Consider the following 19073-nt stretch of genomic DNA (forward strand, 5'->3'; position numbering starts at 1 on the left):
AAAACATTTCTTTTTTAAACTTTTTTTAATTTTGAGCAACTAAATAATTACATTTTTACTATTTTTTTATACCATGGCTCTCTTTTTACTACGACACCATACCCATACCCGTACCCATACCCTTTAGTGGAATCAGTATCATTAAGTAGCAGGCACATATTAGGCAGTTTATGTTCTTTATATAATGTATTGGGAATATTGAGCATTCGTTTTTCTAAAAAATTAGCACGTGCCACGTAAATAAAACAATCTGCATGCTTAGCAATCAATAGTGTATCGGTAACTAAACTCACCGGAGCAGTATCCACAATAATGTAATCGTATTGTTTTTTTAAGATTTCAAAAAGGGAATCCACTTTCTTATTCATTAGCAACTCTGCAGGATTAGGAGGTATTATACCTGCAGGAAGCACATAAAAATCCTCAAATCCATCATATTTAACAATCAAATCTTCCAGAACTATATTTTTAGCAGATAAATAATTAGTGACACCCCGATCAGGCAACGTTAAATACTCGTCTAATTTAGGGTTTCTAATATCCATTCCGATCAACAATACTTTTTTACCTGACAAGGCAAAAGTAGCCGCAAGATTAACAGAGACAAAGGTCTTTCCTTCTTTAGGAAAAGTAGAAGTCAAAAAAATAGTTTTGGCTTGACCTTCTGGAACTTTACTAAGCATAAACTCTAAATTTGTCCGAATGATCCGTAACGCCTCAGCAGAGCTGGTTCTGCTTTCTGACTTTATAATCTCTGAAGGAGAATCTGAAGTGGGTACATCACCTACAAATGGAATTGCTGTCTTGCCTTCCAGATCCAAGCGACTTTTTATTTTGGTATCCATTAGGTCTATAAGGTAAATAATTCCAAAAGGCACAAAAATTCCTAACAGCAAAGCAGCTAAATATATAATATTTTTTTTAGGAGCTACTGAATTTTTCAAACCTTTGGCAGAATCGATTACTCTGGCATTAGGTTCAGTTGCCGATAATGAAATGGCCGTTTCTTCCCTTTTTTGCAACAGATATAAATACAGCTCTTCTTTTACTTTTTGTTGTCTGGCAATCACTCTAAACTGACGTTCTTGTATTGGTATTCTCCCTAATTTAGAATTCAAAAGTCCTTCCTGACTGTTTAAATTTCTTTTTTGAATGCTTAAATTAGACTGCATGCGACTTAAACTTGAAGCTACACTTGATTTTAAAGAAGAAAGTTGCTCGTCTATTTTAACCACAGTTGGATTCTCCTCTGTAGCTGATTTCAAAATCCTATTACGGTCTAAAACCAATTGATTGTATGAACTAATCATTTCCGTTGCTTCACCGCTTACTATATTCGCGGGTAACAAGTCTGATTTTTTACTTTTTTTCATAAAGTCCAGCAAGGAAGAAATAATATTCAATTGAATATCCGCTTCTACTCCTTTTTTATCATATTCACTAGATCCTTCTATAAAAAGCTTGGCTTCTGTTTCAATGTCCGTTAACTGATTTGTGTTTTTAAAACTTTGCACATTCTGCTCAACACCTTCCAGCTCTTCTGTTATTAATTTTAGTCTATTCGCAATAAATTTGGATGTATTCTCAGAAATAAGATTCTTGTCCGCTACAGCATCTTCATTGTAATTCTGCACTAGATTATCTAAGAAATCTTCTGCTTTAGTTAATACCGGATCAATTAAAGATATTTCAACTACACTACTTGTCTTGCTTAAAGGAGTAATCTTAACTCTATTTCTAAAACCCTCAACTATATTCTCAAGAGGCGTAATGACAATAAAAATTGGACTATCATCATTATCTATCACCTCTGATTGCGCAGCTGATTTATTAATAACAAAAGTCCCGTATTTTGTTTTAATAGACTCACCATATCTGAATACATTACTATTTTCAATTAGGGTGCCTTCTTCTGGCAATACATCTTTTAATTCAAATGTATTGGCTGTAACTCCCACAAATTTAAATTGCATTTTATTATCAAAAAAACCATCCTTTTGATCCAGAAAATTAATCATAATAGGAGGATTCTTATACACTTCAGATTTAATTATATTCCCTTCAATTATAAAAGCTGTATTCAAATTCAATTTTTTGACAACACTCTCAATTAATGTTCTTGATCTTAAAATCTCAACTTCATTGTCTAAATTATTTTTAATACCGCTACCCCCTATTCCCATGTCGGCGAAAGCAGAAAGTTCAGAAAGCATACCTCCTTTGTTTTCATCTTTTACCAATATAGTGGTGGCAGCCTGATATTGCGGCGTGGTATATCTAAGATAAAGGTAGGCGATCAGTAAACTGATAAAAACACCTAAGACAAACCATTTCCAGTGGGAAGCATACTGATCTAAAATAGCTTTTATTTGAAAACCCTGTTCTTGATTTTCGTTTGACATGTTATTTTCCATTGAAACTATTTATTTTGAAGAAGTAATGATTAAGGTAATTAAAGTAATCAACAGCGAAGAAATAGATATAATTACTCCAGTATTTGTTCCTACTGCTGCTGCATTGATTCTACTTTTGTTGGGTTCCACATATATGACATCATTTTGTACCAAATAGTAAAACGGAGAATTTATAAAATTAGCATTGGTAATATTAACTCTATTAAAAGATTTCACCCCATTGGTTTCTCTTATAATCAGTATATTGCTTCTCTTTCCATAAATGGTCAAATCTCCAGCCATAGAAAGTGCTTCAATTAAGGTGATACGCTCTGAATTTACGGGATACGAACCTGGAGCCGTTACTTCTCCTTGTATGGATATTTTAAAATTGGCGATACGCAGGTTGATGATTGGATTTTTAATATAGGTCGCAATTTTAGTATGTAACATTTGCATTACATCAGTCCGGGTCAGCCCACTCACTTTTAACTTTCCAATAATGGGAAATTCTATATTTCCATTCGCATCTACTAAATACAATTGCATAGTCATTTGACCTCCAACGTTTTTAAGGTCTGTGGTTTGTTGTGTAATAACCGAGCTTAAATTAAAAGGGGCTGCAATTTCAGGATCCTCTGCCGATACAATAATAGACAACAAATCATCCGGCTGTATTTTAATTTCATAAGAACTCCCCTTTTCTTGATTCTGTAAACCATCAATGCTCTGATAATAAACAATATCTTTTTTAGAGGCACATGAAAAAAATAAGAATAGAAAAAATAACGTAACTATTTTTTCTATGGAAAGAGAATATTTCATAAATACTATTTGATTTTTATTGGAACAACTTCTTTAAAATTTTATTTTTAAGACTGCAAATATAGGTAATATGACCTTATCACAACTAAAAAAACAACCTTGACTATTTTTTATTAATTCAAATTTATTGAAGACTCTATTAAAAAAATATTTCAATTAGAAATACTAAATTCAACAATTTGTAAGTTTTTTTACTTATTTTAAACTTATACTTTATGGCATAATTTTTATGTGCCAATCAATTTCACGATAACATTTCTAATTCGCGTACGCGCTTCATCATCTAAATTGGAACCCGATGGCAGACATAAACCATTTTCAAAAAGCGTTTCAGCTACTGTAGTGCCATAGTACGAATACTTCTCAAAAATAGGCTGTAAATGCATCGGTTTCCACAACGGTCTTGATTCTATATTTTCAGCCTCTAATGCTAATCGCAATGTTTCTCTTGTCAATCCATTTGCTACAAGCGGATCTACCACAATAGCACTCAACCAATAATTAGCAAAATAATCGGCATTAGGTACTGTAAATACAGAAATACCGCTGTAGTTCTGAAATAAATCAACATAAAAATCATGCATCGCCCTGCGTTTGGCCACATGGGAATCCAGTACTTCCATTTGGCCTCTACCAATTCCAGCACAAATATTACTCATGCGGTAGTTGTACCCAATGGCGCTGTGCTGGTAATGTGGCGCATCATCTCTAGATTGAGTCGCATAGAAAACGGCTTTTTGCCTTAGGGCTGCGGTAGGAGTCACAATAGCACCACCACAAGAAGTGGTAATGATTTTATTACCGTTAAAAGACAACACCCCAATATTACCAAATGTACCACATTTTTGTCCTTTGTAAGAACTCCCTAACGCCTCCGCACTGTCCTCCAGAATTGGGATTTGGTAGGCATCGGCTACTGCACGTACAGCTTCAATTTGATACGGAACCCCATACAAGTGAACTGCAATAATAGCTTTTGGCTTTTTACCTTTGGCTATTTCACTAACGATGGCTTGCTCTAAAGCAATGGGGCAAAGGTTCCAGGTTTGTGATTCACTATCTATAAAAACGGGTGTAGCGCCTTGGTACAAAATAGGGTTTGCTGATGCCGAAAAGGTCATGCTTTGGCACAACACCACATCTCCTGCTTGAACCCCTAATAAAATCAAACCTAAATGAATAGCCGCCGTACCCGAACTGAGCGCTCCAACAGCAGCATCTTGCCCTAAATAGGATTCCAAATCCTGTTCTAAACAGTTTACATTAGGCCCCAAGGGTGCCACCCAGTTGGTATCAAAAGCCTCGTTTACATAGTTTTGCTCGTTTCCGCCCATGTGAGGGGATGAAAGCCATATTTTTTGATTGTTCATTGTAAATATCTCAATAATGTTTTGTAAATAATTTTCAGGTCTCCCCCAAATGAATGGTTGTAATAATACTGTAAATTGAGTTGTACTTTATCCAGAAAAATAATAGTATCATTGTATTCCTTTGGATTTTCCTGTTGTTGTAAAAGCGATTCTTCATCAAAATATTTTAATGATGCCTCAGACGTCAAGCCTGGTTTTAATTGTAATATCAGTCGCTCTTCCCCTTGCAAGTTGTTGTAGTATCCTGCTACATCTGGCCGAGGGCCTACAAAACTCATGTCACCAAGAAGTATGTTTACCAGTTGTGGAAGCTCGTTCAGTTTAGTTTTTCTGAGAAACAATCCTATTTTGTATATTTTTATAGCACCATCGGCATCAATTACAAGAGTACGAATCTTTATTATTGTAAAAGTAACGCCATAACGACCTATACGTTTTTGAAAAAATAAGCCATTACTTTTGGTGACAATTGCTGCGACAACTAAAGAAAAGACTATAATCCAGCCACAAAACAATAGAGCCAATATAGAAAATAAAATATCAAAAAGTCGTTTGAGCATTGATTATAAGAACTTACTATTATTTAATATCACTTTAATTTTCAGTAAAAAATCAATTAAGTTTATTATACAAAGGAAAAAAAGAAGCATCATGTATTTCTAAAGTAGGTAAACCATTAGAAAGCCTAACTTTATTAACTTTATTAAGGAGTTCATTATAAACTTTATTGTTTATAATTTTTCTACCTGTGTAATACGACACTACATCATTAGGAAAAAAAGATTTTTTATATTTAAAAATGCCGTCTTCAAAACCATATCCACCACCAAGAACGTAGTATTTTTTATCTATTGATCGAGCCCAATTTAGTGCTTCAACTTTCAGAAAATCATTGGGCCTTTTATCAAAATAATGTTCATTAGTTCCGCCAAGGAAAGAAAAAATCGCATCTTCAGAAACTAAAAGAAGCTCGGAAGAAACAGGAATATTATCACTGTAAACAGTACAAATTGCTGCATGTGCTTTATTGTTATTAAGAAATCTTTGAAATTGACCTAAAGTATATAAAAAGTTTTCATTTGCATCGGTTCGCTTCATTGTTTGAATGTAAATTTCATGAAATTCTAAAACTTTATCTGCAGGAATATCGTCGTAAAAAACTACACTTGAGAGATTTTCTCTTTTAGCCTTATTTACATTCTTTCTAACTTTAGCATCAAACGCTTTCCATTGATTTTCTTCATCTATAATTTTTCCTTTGACGTTTAACATTGTAGGAAAAATTTTTCCTGAATAATTTGTTTGATTTCCAGAAAGATTGAATCTTATAAATTCTGAAACAACATTGTTGTCTGAATACCATTTATCGACTTGTTTCCAAAAATCTTTAATATCAGAATCTCTAGTATTTTCTGAAAAAAAAGGTCCCGAATAACCATAAGGTGTTATAAAATCGAAATAGTGTGTTATTTCATTTCCGATTACAATCGGTTTCAAATAGCCAGTCATTAAAATAACCGAATTGCTTTCATGAGAAATTAGGGAAAAACAAATAAGATTTTTTAGACTATTACTAAAAATATCAATGTAGTCAAGAAGACCATAAGGCACACTATTTTCTAATGTATCCAATAATAATCTATACTTTTCGCTATTTTCAGGATGATCTAATTTAAATATCTTAAGCATTTAATATTCTTTTTAATTCATCTACCATTGCATCAATATCGTTTAATTCAACATCTTGATGTATTGGAAAATTTATAATTCGTGGAGCCAGTTTATGTGGCGCTTCAAATGGTGAATTATCAAGATTACTAATCATGGTGTGATATAAACTTACCATACCAAAACCAGCTTCATTCATTTTATTATACAAAGTAGTTCTGTCATAACTTTCGACAATAACTGGCAGAGTTTGAGGACAAATACCTTCATCAAGATTTTTGTAAATTACTTCAATACCTTTAACATCTATAAGGAGTTGAAGTAAGTAATTATAATTAGTTCGTCTAATGTTATAAATGGTGTACAAATCGTAATTTAATTCGTAAAAAGGATTAATAACATCCTTGTAATTTTCAGTTGGTGCATTATCAACCATCATCCCACCAGTTGCAACTGGTAGTAATTTATGAAGCGAATAAAAAGAAAAATTTCCTCTGTTTCCACAAACTCCTCCAATTAAATCTGTTAACCAAGCATGTGCACAATCTTCTACAAAAAAGACATTATTATCTTCTAGCCAAGTTGCAATTTTAGTATAATTGGAATCCATAAATCCAAAATAATGAACCAGCAATACTAATGGATTATCATTTGTTTCAACTTTTAATTTTAAATCATCAAAATTAATTTCTAAACGTATTCCTAAACCATAAAATTCAAATTCTACTCCAGATTTCACAACAGAGTCAAATATTCCGCTTCCTTCGTTGGCTGACCATCCGATGTAAGAAGGCAATAAAACTTTACCATCTGGGTGTAAAACTTTATATTTTTCAATAATTTCACTCCAAGCGTCTCTTGCAGCATCTTTATATGTCCACAATCTCTTAAAGCGATCCTGACTCATTGCTTTTTTTGTAATCATAATTTTATATTTAACTCCATACGGAGTATTTCATTTATTAGTTTACATTCTTTTGCTTCACAAATGTTTCCTAGATAATATAGATTTTCAAAGTGCATCATTTCCATAAAATTGGGCAAATCCCCTAGCAAAGTTTGAGAATAAGCATTCCTGAGTATTAAATCTTTTCCGATTGTTCCTAATCGAAAACTATCTGTACCAAGCGTTATGTCAAGTAATGAAAAACCGAATTCTTCGTTCAATTCTTTAAACTGGGGATAATTTTGAACAAGTATAGAATTATGTTCTGGCTTATTTTTATTCACTTCGATCTTGAAAAATGAATTGGAATTTTTCTGTTCGAATCCAAAACCCAAATACCAATTTAGTGCTACTGTGTTCGTTTTATAAACATCTAATTGAATAAAATTAAATTTTCTTTCAGCAAAAAAATCCATTGAAAATTCTAATAATTTTTTTCCGGTACCTTTTTGCTTATAGGCATTGCTTACTGCGATAATATTTAGAAATGCAACTGTCGAATCTTGAAAGATTTTGTATTCTAGATATCCTGCGACTTCATTTTCATACAAAAGAACAAAGTATCTGTAGGGTGAAAATTTATTGTCTAACTCATTAGAAATAAATTTTTCTATTCCCTTACCTCTGTAAATAGAAGGAATTAGATATTCTTTTTCAAATGATGAAGTAACAAGTGCTACTGCCTTTGAAATATCCTGTTTTTCAAGCACACGAATATTATACTTTTCTTTCATCATCTAAATTTTGCATTATGGATTCTGGATCAATTACTAGGTTTTCTGAAACGATAACTTTTAGTACTGTTTTATATAAAATTTGTAAATCAAGTTTAAAACTTAGGTTCTCAACATATACTACATCAAAGGCAAGTCTGTCATTCCAATTAACGGTATTTCTTCCATTTACCTGAGCTAGTCCCGAAACTCCTGGCCGTACTGAATGTCTTACTCTTTCTTTATCTGTATAATAAGGAAGATATTTTAATAGCAGCGGTCTTGGTCCAATCAAACTCATATCTCCAATTAGAATATTAATTAATTGTGGGATTTCGTCCAATGAAGTTTTACGTACAAAACTACCAATTTTAGTTAAACGTTTTGCATCGGAAAGTAAATTTCCTTGCTCATCCGTTTTGTCATTCATCGTTTTAAATTTAATGATTTTGAAAATTCTCTCGTCTTTTCCCGGACGTAATTGAAAGAAAAGAGGTTTTCCATTATTTGCAAAAAACAATCCAATTGTAACTAATAGAAATATCGGACTTAAAACTAAAAGTCCAAAAAGTGCTACAAAAAAATCAATTAAGCGTTTAAAGAAATTTTTATACATGTTCAAGTCTTTTTTTTATAAGTTCATAAGAAAAATCTACATGAAATTCTGTTATTAATAGTTTCCATGCATTCTCTTTCATTTGAAGATAATTTACTTCGTTATCACAAAATTTATTAATGGATTCTTGCATTGCTATTTGGTCTCCAGACAATATCCAATAGCCACATTTAGCATTTTCAATTGCTAACCCAACGTCTGTATTAGGATCTGTCGCTGCAAGAACCGGAAGTTTAATATTTAAATAAGACAATAATCTTGACGGAAAATTAGGTATTGTAAAATCCTTGTGTAAAAAAAGCATTCCTACATCACAAGCTCTTAAGAGAAATTCATAATCGTCTTTAGGCATGCCTTTCATCATCATAGCATTTTTGGGCTGCTCTGTTTCAAACCATTTTTTTACTCGACTGTATTCGGTTCCAGAACCAATTACAAGAAAAAAAACATCTTCTCTTTTAGTTGCTGCAATCGTTTCAATTACGAACTCAACGCCTTGAGGTCTCCCTAAATTCCCACCATAAACAAATATCTTTTTATCTACTGGAAGTCCATATTTCTTTTTAATCGTGTTTTTTTCTTCTTCCGTTTGAAAAAGTTTTAAAGGGGAAATTGAATTGGGATTAACCTCTACTTTTTCTGGATTAACAGAAGGATTATGATTTAAAACAAATTTTTTATTTGCTTCAGACATACATCCAATACTGTCAGATACTTTATAAAGCTTTTGTTCTTTTTTTAAAAAGAATTTATGCAATAAACTTCCCTTTTTTAGCATTTTCATATCAATTGCATTTTGCGGAAAGATATCTTTTAGTAATAAATAAGAGTAAGCATTGTCTCTTTTTTTGACGTAGATTATTACCTTATAAAAAGTTATTGGAGGTGTTGAATAAATAATTAAATCAAACTTTACATCAGAAAAATATTTTTTAACACCTCTAAGAAATTGGTACTCAATAGCTAATGTTCCAATTCCTTTTTCTACAATATTTGTTTTTTGAATATTTAAAGTTTGAATATTTAAAATCACTCCGCCTTTGTCTTTTACAAGCGTAGTTTTTTTATTTTCTCTTCGTTCCATCGGAGTAACTACAAAGACATTATGACCTTCATGATGAAACTTTCTCAAAAGATCGGTATACACTCCTCTATCATCAAGAGAGCCAATTCTAGCCATTGTTAAAAAAAGTACGTTCATATTTTTTAATTTATTTCGCTCCAAACGGTTCTTTTAATATAATCCGTATAACTTAAAATAATACGAACCATTTTTTCGGAAACATTTGGCATTGAATAATCGGAAACTGGTCTAAAATTTCGCTCCTGACCTACTTTTTGATAGTGCAGTTGCACCAATCCTTGCATAATGCGCTCTGGATTTAAGCCCACCATCATTACTGATGTTTCTTCCATCGCTTCCGGACGTTCGTGTGCATCTCGAATATTTAACGCTCTAAAATTTAAAGTCGATGATTCTTCTGAAATGGTACCCGAATCCGACAATACTGCATACGAATGCATTTGCAACGCATTGTAATCATTAAAACCCATTGGCTTTAAAAATTGTACGTTTTTATGCATTTCAATATTTTTTTTGTCAATCATATTGCGCGTTCTGGGATGCGTACTCACTATTATAGGATAATTGTATTTCTCAGCAATTAAATTCAAACTGTCCATTAAACCCTGAAAGTTTTTTTCGCTATTGATATTTTCTTCTCTGTGTGAAGAAACCACAAAAAACTTCCCTTCTTCTAAACCCAATCTTTCTAGTACATCCGAAGATTCAATTGATGGTAAGTAATGATTCAAAACCTCAAACATCGGCGAACCTGTTTTGATTATTCGATCTGCTGGTAAACCTTCTCGTAACAAATATTCTCTAGCAATATCACTGTAAGTCAAGTTAATATCAGAAACATGGTCTACAATTTTACGATTGGTTTCCTCTGGAACGCGTTGATCAAAACAACGGTTACCCGCTTCCATGTGGAAAATTGGAATGTGTCGTTTTTTGGCTGGAATGGCACACAAACAACTGTTAGTATCCCCCAGAACCAAAAATGCATCAGGTTTTTCAGCTTCTAGTAAAGGATCTATTTTTATAAGTATCTGACCTACAGTTTCTGTAGCTGTAGCTCCTGCTGCATTCAAGAAAAAATCCGGTTTGCGAATTCCTAAATCATCAAAAAAGATTTGATTCAATTCATAATCATAATTTTGTCCTGTATGTACTATAATGTGTTCTATAGCTTCGGAATGGTCTAAAGCGGCCATTACTCTCGATAATCGTATTATTTCTGGACGGGTTCCTACAACCGTCATCACTTTTAATTGTGCTTTCATAAACTTTATTTTTTTTAACTTTCATCATTGTATTTTCACGCAGATTTAAAAGATTAAAAGGATTTTTTTATAGTATTGTATTTTAACTACTTAATTTGCTCTAATGAATTACTTCATATAATTATTTACATTTTTTTTTAATTGTGCTTTCGTAAACTTTATTTTTTTTAATCTTTCATCGTTGTATCATTTCACGCAGATTTAAAAGATTAAAAGGATTTCTTTTGAGTTGTATTTTATCTATTTAATTTGCTGTAATTAATTCATGTAATTATTTACAATTCTTTTTATATTCTCTTTTATGGAGTCAGTATTAAAATTCACCAACAAACCTAATGGTATTGTAGTTAGTTTTAAATAGGTTATGATTTGTTTGTAATGAACTTTTGTCAATTCTTCAACAGATTTAAGTTCGATAATGACTTTATTTTCTACTAGAATATCAATTCTGAAGGCAACATCCAAAATTACATCTTCGTAACGAACTGGTAATTCTAATTGTCTTTTATACTTTAAACCCGCCTTATCCAATTCATAACATAATGCAGATTCATAAACAGATTCAAACAAACCTGGACCTAATTTATTATAAACATTAAAAATACATCCTCTAATTTGATACGTTAATACCTCTTCATCCATTTTCAATCCTTTATTATTAATAATCTTTAAAATTAAAATTTGAAATAATAAAAAACCCTTAATACATATCCAAGAAATATAAAAACCAAAACTTTAAATTATAGAAAAATTCTTTAAATCTTTTAAATCTGCGTGAAATAAAAAAAATTTTTAGTCTTTTAAATCCGCGTGCAAAATTTTACACATTTTCAAAATACGTATCGGGATCATTAGCATCATAAAACTCATTGATCCAGAAAATAGTATACAACTCCTCGTCACCTACATTTTTTATGTTGTGCGTGTACCAAACTGGCATATCCACGTACGCGGGTTCGTCCCCGTTCAAATAAAAATCATGAGTGTCTTGAGTCCCTATTTGTCTTAACTGGATCAATGCTTTTCCTTTAATCACAGCAAAACGTTCAATTTTTCTGGTGTGAAAATGATTTCCTCTAGTAATTCCTGGAGCCGTTGTAGAAAACGAAACTTGTCCGCCTACATTCAGACGAATGACTTCAACAAACGCACCTCTTGGATCGGTGTGTTGAGTAAATTTGACAGGGAAATGATTGGCAATATCCATGTAACAACGAAACGTATTGAATAAATTCAGTTCAAACGTGCTGTTTAGCGCTGGAATAATACCATTATCATGATAGTCGGTTTTGTATTTTTCTAAAAAGGAAAGAATTTGCGAAACCTTAGCTTCCGAAGTATGGGGTACTACAACTTCTTCTTTATTAGTAGCAGATCTAATTTCTTTCAAAATTTCGGCTACTAGCTCCCCAACGTAAATCAACTTTAAATCGCCGTCTACCTCAATCGTAGGCGTTTCATTTCTGGCAATTTTATGACTAAAAGTAGCTACAACCGAATTGTAATTGGGATGCCCAAAAGGTCCAAAAACATTGGGGATAATCAATCCTGTAAAATGACCTTGCGATCTTTTTGCCCAATTTGCCAAAAGCACTCTAGCTTCTTTTTTAGATTGACCGTATACATTATCTCTTCCTTCTTGAGTGGAGGAGGAAAAAATAACATGTGCCTTACTGTTGGTCGCTTCTAGCGCAAGAACCAATTTAGTAGTTAGGCCTACATTAGTATCATAAATCACTTGCGAATCATTATGTCTGTTCATTGCTGCCAAATGTACAATCACATCACATTGCGATACGAAATCATGGAGCTTAACAGCATCTTCAAAAAACTCTTTTTGAAATGGAACCCACTCAAATTCCTCTGGAAACAGCGCCAAAGTGTTGTACAAATGTTTGCCTACAAATCCGGCTTGTCCTGTAATTCCTATTTTTAGCATACTCTAATTCTTGTAAAAGGAAAACCCTTTTTATGTTGTAAAATAATTAATATCAAAACGGTATTCATCATCAATTTCGCCCAATGCATAATCGGACATCAGCAACAATTTTGAAGATGGTTCTAAAGCTCGAATACTCGACACATACCCCGAAGGCACGTGCAATACATCCATATTCTGGGAGTTTAGCATAAAATGATGTTGTTTTAAATTTAGCGAAGGCCTAACCCAATCATCAATAGCAATAAGAATAATTTTAAAAGAACCTCGTACCACTAAAAACCATCGTTGCTCCACTTGATGCCCTTGCCAACCTCGAACAAATTCAGTATCTCTATTTTGAATAGCATACAAACGTTTTATTCCAAGTGCGTGGAAGTCATTATTAAATTGCAAAATTCCACGATCATCTGCATAATTATTTCCTTTAACTATTTGCGGAATTGCTTTCATAATATTGAATACTGCTACTATTTAATAACAAACTGAATACTGAGTACTAAATTAACCGGGCATTTGAGCTACATCTTCACCAAAAATTTCTTTTTTGATTAGCGGCAATTGCACTAACAATTTTTTCATTCCTTCCACACCCAACTGCTCGGTATTGTGCGAATGGTAATCTTCGATTTTAGATATATCTTGTTCCCCTTCCGAAAAGTACTGTGCATAATTTAGGTCTCGATTATCAGCTGGAACTCGGTAGAATTCACCCATATCTTCGGCTTTAATCATTTCTTCACGTGTACATAAGGTTTCGTATAGCTTTTCGCCATGTCTGGTACCAATTACTTTAATTTCGTTGGTAGAATTGCTTAGTTCTTTCAAAGCTTGCGCCAAATCACCAATGGTACCTGCAGGTGCTTTATTGACGAACAAATCACCTTGATTACCATGCTCAAATGCAAACAAAACCAATTCCACCGCTTCATCTAATGACATTAAGAAACGAGTCATATTAGGATCTGTTATGGTTAGGGTTTGTCCCGTTTTAATTTGATTCAAAAACAATGGAATAACTGACCCTCTTGAAGCCATAACATTACCATAACGCGTGAGGCAAACTGTTGTCGTATTATTCGCAATGGTTCTAGAAGCAGCCACAGCCACTTTTTCCATCATCGCTTTTGATATTCCCATAGCATTTATGGGATAGGCTGCTTTATCTGTACTTAAACAAATAATTTTGGATACCTTATTAGCAACGGCAGCGTCAATAGCGTTTTGCGTTCCCATGACATTGGTTTTTACCGCTTCCATCGGGAAAAATTCACAAGATGGCACTTGCTTTAGTGCGGCTGCATGAAACACATAATCTACTCCACGCATGGCACGTTCAATACTCGCATAATCTCTAACATCTCCAATATAAAATTTGAGTTTATCGCTTTTTAACTGGTTGCGCATGTCATCTTGTTTTTTCTCATCACGAGAAAAAATTCGTATTTCACTAAAATGATCCGTTTGTAAAAAACGATTCAATACGGCATGACCAAATGATCCAGTACCGCCTGTTATAAGAAGTGTTTTATTTTGTATATTCATGTTATTACTTTAGTAACTCTATTAGATTTTCTATATCGTTTTTTACTTTTATACTTGTTGGCTGGATCCCCTCCTGCATCGATTTTTCAAAAGCGATTGCAATATCATCAACTGAAAGTGGGTTGAAAGTTATAGAAGGCTCACAAATCGCATATGTATACGGCAAATCAGTACCTATAACCTTACAGCCACTATCAATGCTCTCTGCTAGTCCAAGCCCAAAGCTTTCTGCTAGTGAAGGAAAAATCAAATATTCAGATGATGCGTAAACTTCAGCCAATTTATCTCGATTCACAAATCCGAAATTTACGACTGGATACCCTTTTAATTGTGAGGATTTAATTAATTCGATTTCAAAATATGCTTCGTCGTTAACTGTCAGTCCTAATTCTCCTATTTTAAATTTATCATAGAACTTACAAAATCCTTGAATTAATCTCTGATGATTTTTATGAATTCCAACATTACTTACATAAACAAATGAATGTTTTTTTCTAATTATTTTATTAACTGCAGGCAATGGCGGATAAAATGGAATTAAAATTACTGCTTCTTTATTTAAATTATATTTTTCAGTAAGCCCACGTCTCACGTTATCAGATTGTACGACCCATTTATTTGTATTATTTTTTATAAAGTTCAAAATTATCATCTTTATCTTAATCTTTAGTTTAACTTCTAGACATACTTCTCTTGGGATTTTTATAAAGAGTGGCTGATGAAAATATGTAATAACTTCAACTGAAAGCTTAACAGTTGGTGGGAGATTACCGAAACATAACACTTTAGAAAACTTATTCCTATTTGTTATATAAAACATATGTCTTAACCTCAATCCTGATTTCAAATATGTAATTTTGTTCTCTTTTTTAATTAATGGATGTTGGTCAACAATTCTGTCGTCTAATAGGAAGTGTACTCGAATTTCACTTAACTCTAGTTTTGTTATTAGATAATCCAAAAGGACTTTCCCTCCACTATTGTTAATGTAAATTGCATCTACTAAAATCATGGTTTATAGTTTAAAACATTTCTAATTTGAGTTATAAATTCCAAATCCAATTTTTTCAAAACATCAATTTGATTGTCTTTACCTTTATCAGTAAAATCTATAGCCAAAATGGTTTCTGCCACTTCTTGTGGAACCGGATTTTTATAAAAATAAATTGAATCCGCAACCTTAGATTTGACTACACAATTAATTGAACTACTGACAGTCTTAAGATTATTACCTAAATATATAAGTACTTTCGAAGGGAACGTATAATCCGAAAAATGATCTTCAAGAACCCTTGTTGAAAGACCGATATGACATGTTGATAAAAAATTAAAATATTTCCTGCCTGAGAGTTTGCCGTGATAGTGAACTCTAATATTTCCAGCTTTATAATTGATTTCTTCTATTTTATTTTTTACATATGAAATTTCTTCATAACTTCCATAACCAAGAATATGCAATTGAAATTTTTCAGGTAGAAAATTGATAGTATCTATTGCTAAAGAAACATCACTATTCTCACATCCAAAAACTCCTGCATATACTAACTTTATCACTTCCTCATTATTGACTACCATTCTGTCAATATTATTTGTGGATCGATAATCACCATAGCAAATAGCAAAAGGCTTATTATCAACAACAAATTTTTGTGGCATTATATCATTAACAAAGACATAACCATCGCCATTTTTCAAGTATTTAATTTCACTATTGATCTTTTTTTCAGAACCTCTCCAAGCCGCCTGGAAAATCTCCTCAACCTCTAAAGTCAAATTAAATTTTTTAAACAATCTCGATATTTTAACAATACTGATTGTAGCATATGTGTGATAATATAAAACATTGCCGTTTTTTTCAACAACAAAAAGAAGGTAATAAAGCAACTGTAATAACAGCCATATTCGTGAAAGATATTTAAGTATAAAAAATGAATTGCTGAAAGTACTAACATATATTATTTTCTCATTTTGATCACAGATTTGAACCTTTTGCTTATACAATTTATTTTTTGACAACGTTTCACCTAAAGCTAATAGAGTAACTTTAAAATCTGCGGTTTTTAGGGAAGAAATTATATAATCCATTTTAGTCGTACTTGCTGGAAAATTTCTAAAATTCTGTGGATTATCCGCTTTAGAATAAAATCCAATATAATGAACATTTTTCATAATTAACAATTTGTAACTTCTCTAGTTTTTAAAAGATATATAATTCAAAAAGAATTCAGAAATTGTTATGACAATATAAATCATAAAGCCATAAAATCAATTTTTAGCAAAGTTTAAGAAATTAAAGTACTGGCACTGGCACTATGTTTTCTTTTATTCATGTTACTCATATAGTCCATTTTTCACGAATCCATAAAAAAGTAATAATGAAAATAAGAGACTATACCTTAAATCTTCATTTCCAAGCATTAAAAGAAGGCTTATAAAAACGAGTATTTTGATTAGATTTCGATTAGACAAAGAAGACGAAAATTTATAAACTCCAATTAATAATATTATAAAAAAGAAAAAGCCATAGGTCCCTAGAGAATTAAAAAGAGTGTTTGTTGAATGTGCATCAGCTCTTAATGAGAAACCAAGTAAATCTTGAGAATAGGATCCATATAAATCTTTAAAATTGCTTAACCCTACACCAAAAAAAGGAGAATCTATAAAAATTTGAGTGGGCACGGTAACTGATGAAATTCTTGCAACAGTACTTCCGTACTCATTAGATGACGAATCGAATTTTGCGAAAGTAGATTGAAATAATTCAAAATTACTTAAAATAAATACGCACAGAACAATGAAAATGAAAGCAAAACTTATTGCATTTTTAATTTTATTACTCTTCAATAAGTAAACAAACGAAAGAAATGCAAAAACAACAAATCCGCCTGTTGACAAAGTTGTAAGAAGAGCGATGCTATACGTTATCAAATATTTTCTTTTAATTTCTTTATAAAATAAAAACTGAAATAATACCCCAATATTTAGATATACCATAAACATACCAGGTTCTCGAAAAATTCCTGTGTTTCTATACATATTAATATAATGCACATAAAAAAACAAATTGACATATTCCTCATCTTCAACATTAATGACAACTGGAAATAGATTTATTAAATTAGGAAAGGATAAGAAAAGAAAAAACAGGCATATTGATAATAGTGATAAGTAATAAAGGATTTGACAATACTTATCAATAAAAAATCTAAAATCTATTTTGGTGGCCATTACGTATCCGACAATCAATACAATTGCCTGTATGACATATCCTAACGAAAACTCACCGTTAGCTATTGCTGTAAAAAAAACTAAAATACATAACAATGATAGAATCAAACCTGCCCAAATATTTTTTTGATTGTTTTTTAGATTTAATAATAACAACAGTACCAAAACAACATATAATATTTGCGTCAATAAACCAACTACTTCGGCTGATAAAATTGAAGAAGATAACGTATCTGAGGAAAAGAAGAATAATACAAAAATGGCAAAAAAACCTATTTTTTCTTTCACAATAAAATATTAATAAAAATAAATAAAATATTAGTAAACTAATCTATTAATATCTCATTTTTTAGCTTAAGATGCAAAAAACTTTAAACGAGTATAAAAAAGTTTCTATTATATTTATTTTTAGTTAAAATTACTTAAAATCTCAATATAATCACTTAGGAGACCTACATCTTTCCAAGACTTTTCTGAAACGGGAAATACTCCTATATTCCCACTCCTATTCTTAACTTTTTCAATCAATTGAGTAATATGAAAAAATTCATTTTCTGGAATTTCATTTAACAAATGAGGTTCCAATATATACATACCACTATTTATTTTAAAAGTTAACTCAGGTTTTTCTTTTAAATCTAATAATTGTCCATTATCTCCTGTTTCGACAATGCCATAAGGAATTGGATAATGTTTTAATGCAGCAATAATAGTAATTTCATTTTTATTCTTTTTATGGTATTCTAATATTTCCGAATAATCTTGTTCTATCAATATGTCGCAATTACTAACTATAAATGTTTGATGAATTTTATTTTTTAATAACGCTAAACTACCACCAGTTCCCATTGGCTTATTTTCTTTGAAAAAGTCCAAATTGAAAGGAAGATTTTGATTTCGTAAATAATACTCAATTAAGTCTGCCTTATAATTCACCGAAATATAAAAATCCGTACAGCCATGTTTTGAAAAACGGTCAAATATTTCTTCAACCATAGTTTTCTCGCCAATAGGTATTAAAGGCTTGGGTAATACATTCGTCAATGGCTTTAATCTTGTACCAAAACCACCAGCCATAATAACAACTGGCAAATTAAATTGATTTAAAGGAACAATATTTTCAGTCCCAAATAAATCCTCCCAAAATATAACCTTAATCAGTTCCCCATTCTCATTGACTATTGGCATAAACTCTGCTCTGATAGATAGCATAATTTTTTTTACCTCTTCAATTGAGTGTTTTGGAGTACATATTATATTGTCATTCCTTATGATTTTTACAATTTCAGTGTCTAAATCTACACTTTTAATTATTGCTCTTTGAATGTCACCAATTGATAATAAACCTAAAAAAAATTGGTTATCGTTAACTATTAGTAGTTTTTTTTTTATTAAATCCATTCGTTTTAATCCATCTAGAATGGAAGATAATGGAGAAATAATTAAATCTATATTTTGAATATTATTATATACACTCATAA

At 31.6% G+C, this 19073-nt stretch carries 18 protein-coding genes; all 18 read right to left on the minus strand.

The window, feature by feature from the left end:
• Nucleotides 1–47: 47 nt before the first annotated feature.
• The 18 genes from ACNQF9_RS12390 to ACNQF9_RS12475 all read right to left on the minus strand — a co-directional run bounded on the left by ACNQF9_RS12390 (nt 48) and on the right by ACNQF9_RS12475 (nt 19071).
• Entirely contained in the window at nt 48–2414 is a 2367-nt protein-coding gene (locus ACNQF9_RS12390) for a GumC family protein (protein ID WP_417961011.1), read from the minus strand.
• Between the two features lie 9 nt (nt 2415–2423).
• Nucleotides 2424–3218: a polysaccharide biosynthesis/export family protein gene (locus ACNQF9_RS12395; RefSeq protein ID WP_417961013.1), complete on the minus strand. Its 795-nt coding sequence runs from the start codon at nt 3216–3218 to the stop codon at nt 2424–2426.
• Nucleotides 3219–3445: 227 nt separating this feature from the next.
• The gene (locus tag ACNQF9_RS12400; RefSeq protein ID WP_417961015.1) at nt 3446–4588 is read right to left on the minus strand and encodes a DegT/DnrJ/EryC1/StrS family aminotransferase; all 1143 of its coding nucleotides are present in this window, start codon (nt 4586–4588) and stop codon (nt 3446–3448) included.
• On the minus strand, nt 4585–5148 hold the full coding sequence (locus tag ACNQF9_RS12405) for a sugar transferase (protein WP_417961017.1): 564 nt from the start codon (nt 5146–5148) through the stop codon (nt 4585–4587). Before ACNQF9_RS12405 ends, ACNQF9_RS12400 begins: the two co-directional genes overlap by 4 nt.
• A 52-nt stretch (nt 5149–5200) precedes the next feature.
• Nucleotides 5201–6277, minus strand: coding sequence for a GNAT family N-acetyltransferase (locus ACNQF9_RS12410; RefSeq protein ID WP_417961019.1), 1077 nt, complete (start codon nt 6275–6277; stop codon nt 5201–5203).
• Complete coding sequence (locus tag ACNQF9_RS12415; protein ID WP_417961021.1) at nt 6270–7181, minus strand: DegT/DnrJ/EryC1/StrS family aminotransferase; 912 nt, start codon at nt 7179–7181, stop codon at nt 6270–6272. The genes ACNQF9_RS12410 and ACNQF9_RS12415 overlap by 8 nt, the downstream gene beginning before the upstream one ends.
• On the minus strand, nt 7178–7939 hold the full coding sequence (locus ACNQF9_RS12420) for a GNAT family N-acetyltransferase (protein WP_417990313.1): 762 nt from the start codon (nt 7937–7939) through the stop codon (nt 7178–7180). Before ACNQF9_RS12420 ends, ACNQF9_RS12415 begins: the two co-directional genes overlap by 4 nt.
• The gene (locus tag ACNQF9_RS12425) at nt 7920–8531 is read right to left on the minus strand and encodes a sugar transferase (protein ID WP_417961026.1); all 612 of its coding nucleotides are present in this window, start codon (nt 8529–8531) and stop codon (nt 7920–7922) included. Before ACNQF9_RS12425 ends, ACNQF9_RS12420 begins: the two co-directional genes overlap by 20 nt.
• Nucleotides 8524–9732 carry a glycosyltransferase family 4 protein gene (locus ACNQF9_RS12430; protein ID WP_417961028.1) on the minus strand — a complete coding sequence of 403 codons (1209 nt, stop codon included), beginning with the start codon at nt 9730–9732 and terminating at the stop codon, nt 8524–8526. Before ACNQF9_RS12430 ends, ACNQF9_RS12425 begins: the two co-directional genes overlap by 8 nt.
• 5 nt (nt 9733–9737) lie before the next feature.
• Nucleotides 9738–10880: a non-hydrolyzing UDP-N-acetylglucosamine 2-epimerase gene (gene wecB / locus ACNQF9_RS12435; RefSeq protein ID WP_417961030.1), complete on the minus strand. Its 1143-nt coding sequence runs from the start codon at nt 10878–10880 to the stop codon at nt 9738–9740.
• Between the two features lie 258 nt (nt 10881–11138).
• Complete coding sequence (locus tag ACNQF9_RS12440; RefSeq protein ID WP_417990314.1) at nt 11139–11522, minus strand: GxxExxY protein; 384 nt, start codon at nt 11520–11522, stop codon at nt 11139–11141.
• Nucleotides 11523–11700: 178 nt separating this feature from the next.
• Nucleotides 11701–12819, minus strand: a complete 1119-nt coding sequence (locus tag ACNQF9_RS12445; RefSeq protein ID WP_417990315.1) for a polysaccharide biosynthesis C-terminal domain-containing protein — start codon at nt 12817–12819, stop codon at nt 11701–11703.
• Between the two features lie 30 nt (nt 12820–12849).
• Complete coding sequence (locus ACNQF9_RS12450; protein WP_417961034.1) at nt 12850–13272, minus strand: WxcM-like domain-containing protein; 423 nt, start codon at nt 13270–13272, stop codon at nt 12850–12852.
• A gap of 51 nt (nt 13273–13323) precedes the next feature.
• A complete protein-coding gene (locus ACNQF9_RS12455) occupies nt 13324–14364 on the minus strand; it encodes a polysaccharide biosynthesis protein (RefSeq protein ID WP_417961036.1) in 1041 nt (346 codons plus the stop codon).
• A 4-nt stretch (nt 14365–14368) separates the two neighbouring features.
• Nucleotides 14369–15376 (minus strand): glycosyltransferase, encoded by a 1008-nt coding sequence (locus ACNQF9_RS12460; RefSeq protein WP_417961038.1) that lies wholly within the window; start codon nt 15374–15376, stop codon nt 14369–14371.
• Nucleotides 15373–16533 (minus strand): glycosyltransferase family protein, encoded by a 1161-nt coding sequence (locus ACNQF9_RS12465; protein ID WP_417961040.1) that lies wholly within the window; start codon nt 16531–16533, stop codon nt 15373–15375. The genes ACNQF9_RS12460 and ACNQF9_RS12465 overlap by 4 nt, the downstream gene beginning before the upstream one ends.
• A 162-nt stretch (nt 16534–16695) precedes the next feature.
• Nucleotides 16696–17880, minus strand: coding sequence for an O-antigen ligase family protein (locus tag ACNQF9_RS12470; protein WP_417961042.1), 1185 nt, complete (start codon nt 17878–17880; stop codon nt 16696–16698).
• Between the two features lie 120 nt (nt 17881–18000).
• Nucleotides 18001–19071 carry a nucleotidyltransferase family protein gene (locus ACNQF9_RS12475; protein ID WP_417961044.1) on the minus strand — a complete coding sequence of 357 codons (1071 nt, stop codon included), beginning with the start codon at nt 19069–19071 and terminating at the stop codon, nt 18001–18003.
• Between the last annotated feature and the right edge of the window lie 2 nt (nt 19072–19073).

It is taken from the genome of Flavobacterium amylolyticum (assembly GCF_048284335.1).
Taxonomy (GTDB): domain Bacteria; phylum Bacteroidota; class Bacteroidia; order Flavobacteriales; family Flavobacteriaceae; genus Flavobacterium.